Consider the following 12,177-nt stretch of genomic DNA (forward strand, 5'->3'; position numbering starts at 1 on the left):
TGCTTGCGCCCCAGACTTCCTTCGCTCTCTCGGGTATACCTTCGATCAATCCAATCGCGCTCAGTGCGCAACTCACCTGAATCACTTCATCGATCCCAAACCATCGATATGTTACAGATCCGCATCATCCGCATCGCCGGTGCACTCTATCCACCTCGGCGAAGCGTGAAAACTCGGATCGAGAACCGTGATCATGACCACCTCGTGGCCGGCTGCGAACCGGCATACGCGGCGCGCCGGGCGGCCGTCGGTGGACTCATGTATCGCTTCTCCTGTGTCGAACGGATCGCGTCTGTCGGACAGACGTGCGTAGTCAACTGACTCCGGCGTATCGAACCTACTCGTGAGTCACCTCCGTGACAGCACTTTAGAGGACAAGTCGGATCATTTCTGTATTTCACCTGCGCCCAATCCAGCGGCATCAACTGTGCGGCGGAGTCGGCGCAGCATTTATCTTGTCAGCCGCCCACTGTGCCATCCATTGAGTGGCCGTCGTGCCATCCGGATCGACTTGGAAGGAGTTGTACATGGCATGCACAGGATTGTTGTAGTACTCCAACAGGCGAGGCAGGGACGTCAGCAGGTTTCCCGGATTCAATGCTGCCGGCGGCGCGTCACAGATTCCGTCGCTGGGCGCGCAGATCTGATAAGTCCGATCGTCGAGTTTCCCGAACCCACCTTCGCGGGCACCGGTCATCGTGAGACCCGGTAACTTCAGCCCGTTCAAGGACAGTTCTGCACCCACTCCGGCAACGCTGGGGCCAACGGTGATTCCATGGGCCGGATCACGACGCCCGTCGGCAATCAACCCGACTCCCAGAACCAGATCTGCCGGCACTGCGCCCGTCCCGTTTCCGATACCGGCGGCAACGTCTCCGGCGATGACCGCACCCTGCGAAAAGCCGGTCAGCAGATAGCTCGTCAGCGGACATTCAGCGTGACGCTTTGCCAGAAAATCGTTGGTGGCAGCAGTTCCCGCTGCCCGACTGTTGTTGTACGACTGCTGTCCGTCCGGCGGAAACGCAACCGGATTGGAGAACTGCGCGACGTACGGAACGGTGTAGACGTCAGCGCGTGACGGATCGAACTGACCCTGCAACGGCCTAGTGACGTTGAGCATCAACGACGCCGGATTAGCCGTCGGGTTGTATGGATCATCCGTGGCGCTGGATTCCCATGTTCCCGGGATGGCAACTACCTGGACATCGGTACAGTTGGCCGGCTGCGTCGTCGGCTTCTCCGGACTCGGCGGCAACGGCACCGGGGACGGAACGCGACCGGCGAGGATGTACCAACCGCCGATCACGACGGCAGCAACCACCAGAATGATTAGCAGCGGGATCAGACAACCCCGCCGCTTTCCGCCTCGCGCCATCATCTACTTGCAGAAAGTGGCGTTGGCGACGTCGATGTAGATCTGTGCGTTCGCGGTGGCCTGCTCGGTTGTGATCGCGGTGCCGTCCGGAGTCGCGGAGCCCACGACAGCGGTCACCAGCGCCAAGACCTCGGCGTCGGAGGTGCCTTGGACGTTGGCAGCGCAGATGTAATTGGCGGTGTTGACGGCAATGCTGCCATCACCCTCCGGAGTGATTCCCTTAGCCTTCAGACCGTCGAGGAACGCCTGCGCTTCGGGGCTGACCTCTACGTTTGTCGGACCCGGGAATCCTTCGATGCTCTGGGGCTGCTCCGGCGGTGCCGTAGCAGCCGCGCCGGGACTGGTGGGCGGCGCTGAGACCGTGGTAGTTGCGGACGCCGAAGCTGAACTGCTCGGGGCTGCCGTCGACGAAGAAGACGCTACGACGGACGATGTCACCGGATTGGATGTGACGGTCGAATCGTCACTTCCACAGGCGACCAGTAGGCCACCGGTGGCGAGCGTCAGAGATCCCACTGCGATCGCACGCGCAAACGTGTTTCGGTTACCCGAGAAAAGCGACATCAAAGTCCATCCTTGCCTTCAGTCGAAAGTCCATCATCAGGTTACGCAACGCACGACGGGCGAGCACCGATCAGTGATCGGGCCCGCCCGTAGCGCGGTACGTGTCGTACGTTTCGTTCTACTGGTGAATTTCGGTCTTGTCGCCGATCACCGTGATCCAGCCGAACTGGAAGTTCTGCTGAACTCCGCCGGGGATGTCGAACTTGTCACTGATCGGGAATCCGATCTTTCCGGCTTCGTAGCCGACGCTCTTCCAGCCGTCGAAAATCGGTCCGTTGGCGACGGTCCAGGCACCCGATGCGGGGCTCCAGTAGATGTTTCCGCCGTCGAACTCTGTGAAACGGCCGTTGTCCTTGACCATAACTTCATTGGACTTGGGGAAGCCGAGCCATCCGCCTTCCCAGCCCTGTTCGCCGTACTTGGCCATGATCATGCCCATGACGGCGTAGGTGCCGCTGGCACTGTTGTACATCGCTCCGATTTCGAAGCCCTGCACGTTGCCGGCCTTGCCGGGAGTCGCGATCGCGGCGGCAGTCGGGTAGCCGAGCGGGCCACCTTCCCATCCCTGACGGGACCATTCGTCCAAGATCGGTCCGCTCACTGCATGCGCGCCGGTCTGCGGGGTCCAGTAGATGGAACCCTTCTGGAAGTGGTTGTAGCGTCCACGTCCGTCGGGCGTTCCCAGTTCCGGGGTGGTCGGGAAGCCGAGCGGGCCGGCTGCTGCACCGTTGTTCATGTATTCGCCGGCGATGCGGCCGGCAACAGGATTTGCACCGGTACCCGAGGTCCAGTAGATGCGTCCGCTACGGAAGTCCTGAGCAAGACCGCCGGCGACGCTGTACTCGGACGTGACACAGTCACCGATCCAGGTGTTTGCCGCTGCCGTTGCACCGATCGCACCGGAAGCGCTGCAGAGAGGCTTCTCGACATCGGTACCGATTGCGTTGGCGAGCTGCGGCCACAGCTGATGAAGCTCGAACTGCCAGTACGGCCACGAGTGCGTGCCGGACGGACGGTAGTTGATCTGGGCAGGAATGCCGAGGGTGTTGAGCTTGGTCGCAAAAGTCTGCGACGTCAGTCGAGCCAGAATTTCGAGGCCCATGCCGGCGTAGTTGGTGCTGACGCCAGGAACGAGAGACGGCTGGTCGTACGGACCGGTGGTACCGCTACCACTCGAGACATACAGGCTGACGCCCTTGAGCTTGTCTGCGATCGAGTACGGATCGTGAGCAGCCCACGCGGGGTTGGACGGCGGGCCCCACATAGCGGTGGAGTCGAACTGTCCGGCGTCGTTCATCGCGAAGCCGATTGCCTGCGGCATACCGAGCGAAGTCGTCGTCAGGATTCCGGACAGCGACGCTGCGAACTTGAAGAAGCCTGGGTTACGCGCGGTGAGGGCCATCGCGGCCGTGCCACCCATGGAGAGTCCGACGACGCCACGAGTCTGCGTGGTTCGCCAGTCGTTCTCGAGAATGGACGGGAGCTCCTTGGTGAGGAACGTTTCCCACTGGTAGAACACGCCGTTGTCGGGCTTGAGCCAGTCGGCGTAGAAGCTGGACTGACCGCCGATGGGAAGAATCACGTTGACGTTCTTGTCCGCGTAGAACGATTCGGCGTCGGTTTCGGCGGTCCAGCCGTTCTCGATGTCGGTGGCGCGAAGGCCGTCGAGCATCCAGACGGAGGGGAAGGACGCTGCCGGAGTCACATTCCAGTCACGGGCCAGGAGAACCTGAACCTGAATCGGAATGCCCATCGACGGGGAGTTGATCCACAGTGCGACGCGGCGCTCGCTGAGCCACTCGACCTTGCCGACAGTCGCGCCGCCCTGGTTCTGGCTCGCGACCGGTGCGGTGAGCGCCGGGACGGGGGCAGCGGTGGCGGTGCCTGCAGTCGTCAGACCTGCCGCGATCGGCAGGACCAGCAGAGCTGCCAGTGTTCCGACGACCTTCGATCGATAGGTCCCGTGGGACCGACGACGGTCCCTGGCAAGGCCTACTCGCATGAGTTCACTCTCTTTCCTTACGTCCGGTCCGCGTGTCTTGATCATCGTGTCTTGATCATCGTGTCTTGATCGTCGTGCTCGATCGTCGTGCTCGATCGTCGAGGCAAATAAGCATCGGTGCGCCAGTTCAGCGGCCAGACCCCGGTCGAAACTCTTTCTACACGCAAAGGAGTCACGCGTGGGGTCGGCGCGCTGTTACTGATGGTGCAATTGTTACCGAAGTCTAGGTTTACGTCATTCCTTGAACGCACAAGTGCCGCTCCGATCTCCTTTTTCGGGAGTCCGGAACGGCACGTGTGAAGTGACTAAGTCACGATCACCAAGCGTTCATGGTGTCGAGAATCTGATTGCGAGCCTTGAACAGTTCCTCTGACCAGTAGGCCCACATGTGGGTTCCGTTGGAGGGGAAGCTGTAGGTGGCCGGAATGCCGAGCGTGTTCATCCGGACCTGGAAAGCACGGGTGTTTGCCAGTGCAAGTGCCTCGAGGCCCATGGCGTTTGCCGTGTTGTAGTAACCGACCAAGCCCTTGGGGTTGTCGTACTTGCCGGTCAGACCGCTAGCTGCCGAGATGTACATCGACAAGCCCTTCAGGCGCGGAGCGAAGACGAACGGATCGTTACGCAACCAAGCCGGGCTCCACGGGGGTCCCCACATGGAGTCGACGTTGAAACGACCGGCATCGAGCATTGCGACGCGGATGGCTTCACGCATACCGGGAGCCGAGATGTTCAGGTAACCCGACAGCGAGCCGGCAAACTTGAACTGATCGCGATGGTAGGCGGCGAGAGTCAGTGCAGCACTGCCACCCATCGACAGGCCGAGAACGGCGTTGTTGTTGGGCGAGACACCGTAGTTCGCGAGGAAGTTCGGCAGCTCTTCCGTGAGGAAGGTTTCCCACTTGTAGGTCATCGGCTGACCGTTGAAGTTCGAGGGCGCGTACCAGTCGCTGTAGAAGCTGGACTGTCCACCGACGGGCATCACCAAGGTGATGTTGTCGTTGCGGTACTGCTCGAGCGCGTTGGTCTCGAAGGTCCACGCGTTGGCGTCGTCACGAGCACGAAGGCCGTCGAGCAAGTAGAGAGCCGCGTTTCCGCCGCGTGCGGCCCACTGGACCTGCACCTTGATGTTGCCCATGGTGGAGGGAACCCAGAGTTCCTCGAATCCACCCCACGGAGCGGAGTGAGCGGGAGCAGCGTGCGCGGGAGCAGCGGTAGCAACAGCGCTACCGGCGATGCCTGCGGCGAGGGGAAGCACAAGTGCTGCGGCACCGATTGCAAGTGCTCGGTGCTTGAGGCGCTGCGATAGCCCCGTTCTGGCAAAACGCATGAATACTGCTCTCTCTCTTCGTCTGCGGCACCGCTCCGGGAGGAGAGATACCGACGGATTCCGTCGGGGAACAGGCTTTTCCGTCAGCCCCGACAATCCGGGCTGGCGGCGGACCTCGTTCCAAGTCACACTGCGCTCGGTGGACCTTATGTCACAGGTTCCTGCGTGACAAATGGATCTCGGCAACCGAGTCGTTCTTCCCTAGTACTCACCGGAGTGTTTCGGGTAGGTGAATCGTCTTCGAATACATCGGCGCCGATCAGCGCGGCGTTACAGGATCGCAACACTCGCACCGAAGTTGCGCAGTGATACGCATCACTTTGCCGGCTCTGGCGGTACCAAACCACACCTCTGCAATTCGTAGGCCGGCACTCGATCGAAGCGATATTTCGCGAAATCAAATGCCTGCCGGAAGTTCTGCTTGAACCTCGGCCAGGTGAGCTCACTGCGATACGACGTGAGCAATTCCTGGGTTTCGGGGCAGGTCAGCGCGAGTTTTGCATCCGCCACCCAATCCTCGTCGAGGAAGTACGGCAGCCACGGACGGACGTCCACCATTCCCGTATCGACTACCACCCAGTCCGCGTACAGGTTCTTGTCGTGACCGATTCGACCGTCTTCAAGCCTCTCGGTGTGCGCAGCGAGCGGGTACGCCAACCCCATCTGATCGAGAACCCGAACATCGAGTCCGACGTTCATGCTCGTCATACCTAGGTTGAGGAAGAAGACGACATGCTCGGCCGGCTCAGCGATCGGCCCGGGCGGCGGAACAACGAACCACGAGTTGTAGCTCGGACCGGAGATGAGCAGCCCACCCTCGGGCGTCGCTGCGATGGTTTCGACCATCGCTCGCATCCGCGGGTAGTCGAGGTAGTCCTCGGCCCGGATCGGATGCGCGTGGCCGGTATTGAGGGCGTAGAACGCGCGCTCGTCGACGATGCCCGAGCGTCCGACGACGGATCCTTCGGGCATACCCGTCGTATTGGCCGCGAAGAAGGCCCACACGACGGTCCCGACCCACAGCACCGCCGAGATCCCGAACAATGCACTGTCCCGGTTGCGTCCAAATGCCGCGCGAGCCGGAACCCGCAGCGGAATGACGGCCACCGGAACAAGCAGGCAGAACAGCACGGGAAGCAGAACGCGTCCGTGCATGAAGTCGCCGCCGACGCGGAGCGAGTAGACGCCCAGGATCAGGCCGCTACCGAGCATGAAGGTGACGACGGCGCGCGGAGTGCGCAACCACGCCTGCAACCGAACCCACCGCGACCCCGTAGAGCCGTGAGCGGCTTCAGATGCTTCAGGCTTGCGCCCGGTTCGGCCCGACAAGGCAAAGAGCAGCGCGCCGACCAACAGGAACAGCAGCGGCAGCCACAGAAGATACGGTCCGACGAGGTTCCACAGGTACGCGAAGCCCTGTGACCACTTGGCGCCACCGGCGTCTTTCGACACCGCGGTGTTGGGGTACGGAAGCCCGTAGTAGCCCATCCGCCAGATTTGATACGCAACCGGAGTCAATCCCGCGACAACCACGATCATCGCGCGGACTTTCCACGTCAGAGACGCCGACGCGACGATCATCATCAGCGCGAGCGCCCCGGGAATCGCCATCTCCGGGCGCACCAGGGGTCCGAGTCCGGCGACAAACGAAAGAACCAGAATCGACGATGTCGACGGAACAGATACTGTCGCCCACCGCACCAGGAGCAGCCACAGCAGGGCGATCCAGAAAATCACCAGGCAGGTCTCGAGTCCGGACGTCGCAAAATCTCGGGCGGGCGGGACTGCGATGTAGACGAGCACTCCGGCGGGAACCAGCAGAATCGTTCCACCGGTGGTGGGTCGCATTCCGCGGTAGAGGCGGCCGGTTCCGAGCATTGCCAGGACGACGGCAGCGGTCGAGAGCACCAATGCGATTGTCAGAACAACATATTCGAGGCGGATCTGCGTCAGCCAACCGAACGCGTAGACGATGTACGTCCAGGCGGTACTCGTGTTCGCTTCGACTCGCTCCCCCGCATTGAAGACGGGCCCGTTGCCCGCGAGCAGGTTGCGCACCGTTCGCAGGACGATGAGTCCGTCGTCGGCAATCCACCGACGCTCCCACGCTCCCCAGAACATGAGGACAGCAGCAAGCACCACCCCGCCGAGGAATACTCGGCTCGAGGTGGTGCGCGGTGCCACGTTGTCGGCGACCGGGTCGGCATTGGTTGCCGACTCAGACGAGGTAAACAGCGACACCCACTACTCCGATCCACGCAATTGCGAGGAATTGCAGCACCCGGTCTCCGAGCGCGATTTCCTCAGGCTCACCGGCTTCTCCGCCGTCGACGTCCACCGCGTAACGAAGCACGGCGACAACAAACGGAACCATCGAGATGGCGTACCAGTTGGTGCCCTTGAACGCGTCCTGCTGGAAGGCCCACAAGCCGTAGCAGAGCACCAACGCCGTTGCTGCCATCGTCCACACGAACCGCAGGTAGGTCATGGTGTAGCTCTCGAGCGACTTGCGAATCTTGGCACCCGTACGTTCAGCCAGTTTCAGTTCGGCGTACCGCTTTCCGGCTGCCATGAAGAGCGAACCGAATGCCATCATGAGCAGGAACCATTGCGAAAGTTCGATCCCGGCTGCCACGCCGCCGGCAATAGCCCGCAGCAGGAATCCGGACGACACGATGCAGATATCGATGACGGCCTGATGCTTCAAGCCGAAGCAGTAGGCGAGCTGAACAGCGATGTAAATGCCCATGACCACGGCGAGCTGCCAATTGGCCAGGAATGACAGCGCAATCGAACCGGTCAGCAGTACCAGTGCCATCGCGTAGGCGATGTTGACAGGCAGAACTCCGGCCGCGATGGGACGGAAACGCTTGGTCGGGTGCGCGCGATCTGCTTCGACGTCCATCGCGTCGTTCACCAGGTAGATGCCCGATGCTGCCATGCAGAACACGACGAATGCCAAAGCGACGGGCAGCAGCACGTCGGTCTCGGTGGCTGTACCGGCCGCGATGGGCGCTGCCAGTACAAGAACGTTCTTGACCCACTGGCGTGGGCGGAGCGCCTTGACGATGCCGGCGGGCAGGGACTTAGGGGGTCCGCTGACAGTGGCCGCTTCCTCGCTCATTTTTCTCCAAATTTCTGTTCGACCTTGCGCACTACTGCCGCGGATGCGGCGCCCAGTGCCGCACCGGCGAGCACGTCGGTCGGGTAATGAACTCCCAGAACCAGACGCGAGAGCATCATCGGGGGCACCAGCAACGCCGGTAAGGGTAGCCCGGTGAGGCGACCGATCAAGACAGCCGCCGCCGCGGTCGAGGTTGCGTGCGAGGACGGGAAGCTCAGCTTGCTCGGCACCGCGACGTTGACCTGCACCGACGGATCGGACGGGCGCTTACGCCGAACGACACGCTTGATGACGACGGACGCAGCGTGCGCGCCGAAAGCACCGACGGCTGCGCCGGCCCATTCGCGTCGACGGGGTTTGTCCACGGCAGCGCCGACGGCAGCGATCGCGATCCAGCCGAGGGAGTGCTCACCGAAGTGCGACATCCCGCGGGCAACCTTGACTGCTCCCGGAATCTGTCCGACTGTGGACTGAATTCCGGCCAGAATCTTGACTTCAGGAGATGCCGAAGACACGTTCCCACCTTTCCGTGCTGGTCAGTGAAGGAACGGCGTCCTGGTACTGCTTCTTGAGTTCGGGGAACCGAGCAGCGAGTTCGCGGCGCAACCGGGTGGCTTCCTTGAGCAGTTCGAGTGCCTGCTTCGGGTTGCGCTTGCGGAAGACGACTCCGCGGCCGTCAGCGGTGGTGACGGTGACGCCGTCGACCTGCGAGAGCAGGAACCAGCGGGCGTCGATGGTCGGCACGTTGAGCTGCGGCCGTTCGAGGTGCTGCGGCTTGGCCGGCTTCACGTTGTGGACGGCAGCCCGCAGAACACGGGTCACCTTCGCGACGGTGGTGAGCGGCAAGCTCACATCGCCGACGTCGGCACCCGAAGGCAGTGGCAGCGAGGTCGACGACGGCAGTACGACGGCGTCGGAGAATTCCTTGCGCTGGGCGTGGACCTCCCCGAGTGCGGTCGGCAGCATGTTCGCGACGTGTTCGGGGCCGGCGAGGAAGTCCTCGATTGCCTTGTTCTGGATTGCGACGGTGGAGTACTCGAGGCACAGCAAGTGCTTGAGAGTTGCCTTCACCGTGTTGATCACGAGGCCGCGGCCGTTGCCGGGCATGTGAAGTGCGGCAACGACGAGACGGTTACGGAGGTGGAAGTACGCCTGCCAGTCGATGGCGTCGTCCTTGTCACTCCAGGCCATGTGCCAGATCGCGGCACCCGGAAGTGTGACGGTCGGGTAGCCGGCTTTCTTTGCGCGCAAACCGTATTCGCAGTCGTCCCACTTGATGAAGAGAGGGAGGGGCTGCTTGATTTCTTCGGCAACCTGGCGCGGGATCATGCACATCCACCAGCCGTTGAAGTCGACGTCGATGCGACGGTGCAGGAGCTTCGATTCGCGCAGCGGCTTCGTGGAGAAGTCGTGGTCGTATTCGACGTTCGGGGCGGCCGTCCACATGAAGATGCCGCGGTTGACCACTTCACCCATCACGTGGAGGTGGCTACGTTCCTGCAGGTTGAGCATCTGTCCACCGACGAGCATCGGCGATTTCGCGAAGCGCGAGAAGGACAGGGCACGCAGGATCGAGTCGGGTTCGATCTCGATGTCGTCGTCCATGAACAGAATGTGCTGGCACGAAGTGTTCTTGAGCGCTTCGTACATGATTCGGCTGTATCCGCCGGATCCACCGAGGTTTGGCTGATCGTGGATAGCAAGCCGATCACCGAGCGCCGCAGCGGCTTCCGTAAATCCGGGCTCGTCACGAACCTTGCGGGTGCCCTGGTCCGGCATGATGACGGCCTTGATCACACTGGACACCAGCGGATCGGATGCCAGTGCGGCAAGCGCTTTCACGGCGTCTGTCGGGCGGTTGAATGTCGGAATGCCAACGGCGACAGTCGCTTCGCCGGGAGCTTCGATGGGGGCATACCAGCCGCCACTCTCGACAACGACGGCCGAGTCGGTGGTGATATCGAACCAGATCCAGCCACCGTCTTCGAAGGGGGCGAGATCGACGTCGAATTCCAGAGCGGAGTCGCCGTCGGCAAATTCCTTGCCCTCCACATGAATTCGCGAGGAATCAGCCTTGGAGCGGTAGATGTCGACGCGCCCGTGACCGGACAGTTCAAGACGCAGGACCACCGATTTCAGGATGGACCAGCGTCGCCAGTAGCTGGCGGGGAATGCGTTGAAGTACGTGGCAAACGAAACCTCGGTCTCGGCGCCGAGGGCGACCGACGTGCGCGAGGTGGAGTGCGCCCGGCGACTGTTGCTCCAGGACTCCTCCAAGTACAGGGTGCGGACATCGAGGGGTTCGCCGGCCCGCGGCAGGATGATCCGCTGAAGCAAGGACTTACCGAGGTAGCTCACCTCATCTCCGGATTTACTGTCGGCGTCCTCTAGTAGATGACGTGCGTTCATTCGCTCTCCCCTGCCAATTCCGCACCCGATTCCAGATGCGGACGCAGGGTGTTCTCGAACATGGTCAGCGCGCTGGCGATGGCCATGTGCATGTCCAGGTACTGGTAGGTGCCCAGGCGGCCGCCGAACAGCACCTTGTTGTCGGCAGTTTCCTTCTTGGCACGCGAGCGGTACGCGGTGACCTTGTCGCGATCCTCGGGCGTGTTGATCGGGTAGTACGGCTCGTCCGTGGACTCCGCGAAGCGGGAGAACTCGCGCATGATCACAGTCTTGTCCGCCGGGTACTCACGTTCCGGATGGAAGTGACGGAACTCGTGGATGCGGGTGAACGGAACGTCCGCGTCGTTGTAGTTCATGACCGGGGTGCCCTGGAAGTCGCCGACGGGCAGAACTTCGGTCTCGAAGTCGAGCGTGCGCCAGCCCAGTTCACCTTCGGAGTAGTCGAAGTAGCGGTCCAGCGGGCCGGTGTAGATGACGGGCGCGTCGGGGTTTGCGCTGCGCAGTTCGTCGCGGACGTCGAAGTAGTCCGTGTCGAGGCGGATCTCGATCTTCGGGTCGGTGACCATGTTCTCGAGCCACGCGGTGTAACCGTCGACCGGCAGACCCTCGTAGGTGTCGCTGAAGTAGCGGTTGTCGAAGTTGTAGCGAACCGGCAGGCGACTGATGTTGGCTGCGGGCAGTTCGGTGGGATCCGTCTGCCACTGCTTGGCCGTGTAGTCGCGTACAAACGCCTCGTAGAGGGGGCGTCCAATCAGGGAGATCGCCTTTTCCTCGAGGTTGGATGCATCCTTGGCGTCGATCTCGCTGGACTGCTCGGCGATGAGCGCGCGCGCCTCTTCGGGCGTGAAGTAGCGGCCGAAGAACTGCGAGACCAGACCGAGGCCCATGGGGAACTGGTAGGCCTGGCCCTTGTGCAGCGCGAAGACGCGGTGCTGGTAGTTCGTGAACGCCGTGAACTGGGTGACGTAGTCCCAGACCTTCTTGTTGGAGGTGTGGAACAGGTGAGCACCGTACTTGTGGATCTCGATGCCCGTCTCCGGTTCCGCCTCGGAGTACGCGTTACCCCCCAGGTGGTGACGGCGGTCCAGCACCAGCACGCGCTTGCCCAGTTGGGTAGCGGCACGCTCGGCGATGGTCAGCCCGAAGAATCCCGAACCGACGACGATGAGGTCGTACTGGGCAGGGGCGGTCTCAGAATTTGCAGCGGTCACGATGAACCAGGGTATCGGACCTGCGAGGCGGGGGGTGTATTAGCAGTCGTGATCACACCCACCGCCATGCATGCCGCGGAACCGAGGTCGGGTCGGGTACGTCCAGGCTCCATTATTAGTTGGATTGCCAATCATTGTCTTGCCAATAATTGGCATCTCTGTTTA

The 12,177-nt window shown here is 62.0% G+C and carries 9 protein-coding genes; all 9 read right to left on the minus strand.

Annotation, left to right across the window (positions count from 1 at the left end; genetic code table 11):
* Positions 1 to 421: 421 nt before the first annotated feature.
* The 9 genes from QM600_RS17335 to glf all read right to left on the minus strand — a co-directional run bounded on the left by QM600_RS17335 (position 422) and on the right by glf (position 12,012).
* Entirely contained in the window at positions 422 to 1,375 is a 954-nt protein-coding gene (locus QM600_RS17335; RefSeq protein ID WP_283262722.1) for a cutinase family protein, read from the minus strand.
* Between the two features lie 3 nt (positions 1,376 to 1,378).
* Positions 1,379 to 1,939: a DUF732 domain-containing protein gene (locus QM600_RS17340; RefSeq protein WP_283262723.1), complete on the minus strand. Its 561-nt coding sequence runs from the start codon at positions 1,937 to 1,939 to the stop codon at positions 1,379 to 1,381.
* 118 nt (positions 1,940 to 2,057) lie between these two features.
* Positions 2,058 to 3,941, minus strand: coding sequence for an alpha/beta hydrolase-fold protein (locus QM600_RS17345; RefSeq protein ID WP_283262744.1), 1,884 nt, complete (start codon positions 3,939 to 3,941; stop codon positions 2,058 to 2,060).
* A gap of 316 nt (positions 3,942 to 4,257) precedes the next feature.
* Entirely contained in the window at positions 4,258 to 5,268 is a 1,011-nt protein-coding gene (locus QM600_RS17350; protein WP_283262724.1) for an alpha/beta hydrolase, read from the minus strand.
* Positions 5,269 to 5,583: 315 nt separating this feature from the next.
* Positions 5,584 to 7,509, minus strand: a complete 1,926-nt coding sequence (locus QM600_RS17355) for an arabinofuranosyltransferase AftB family protein (RefSeq protein WP_502943015.1) — start codon at positions 7,507 to 7,509, stop codon at positions 5,584 to 5,586.
* Positions 7,487 to 8,392, minus strand: a complete 906-nt coding sequence (locus QM600_RS17360) for a decaprenyl-phosphate phosphoribosyltransferase (protein WP_283262725.1) — start codon at positions 8,390 to 8,392, stop codon at positions 7,487 to 7,489. The genes QM600_RS17355 and QM600_RS17360 overlap by 23 nt, the downstream gene beginning before the upstream one ends.
* Positions 8,389 to 8,907 carry a phosphatase PAP2 family protein gene (locus QM600_RS17365; RefSeq protein ID WP_283262726.1) on the minus strand — a complete coding sequence of 173 codons (519 nt, stop codon included), beginning with the start codon at positions 8,905 to 8,907 and terminating at the stop codon, positions 8,389 to 8,391. The genes QM600_RS17360 and QM600_RS17365 overlap by 4 nt, the downstream gene beginning before the upstream one ends.
* Positions 8,888 to 10,801: a glycosyltransferase gene (locus tag QM600_RS17370; RefSeq protein WP_283262727.1), complete on the minus strand. Its 1,914-nt coding sequence runs from the start codon at positions 10,799 to 10,801 to the stop codon at positions 8,888 to 8,890. The genes QM600_RS17365 and QM600_RS17370 overlap by 20 nt, the downstream gene beginning before the upstream one ends.
* A complete protein-coding gene (gene glf / locus QM600_RS17375; protein WP_283262728.1) occupies positions 10,798 to 12,012 on the minus strand; it encodes a UDP-galactopyranose mutase in 1,215 nt (404 codons plus the stop codon). Before glf ends, QM600_RS17370 begins: the two co-directional genes overlap by 4 nt.
* Positions 12,013 to 12,177 lie beyond the last annotated feature (165 nt).

The sequence above is a fragment of the Rhodococcus sp. IEGM 1379 genome, assembly GCF_030056815.1.
Taxonomy (GTDB): domain Bacteria; phylum Actinomycetota; class Actinomycetes; order Mycobacteriales; family Mycobacteriaceae; genus Rhodococcus_F.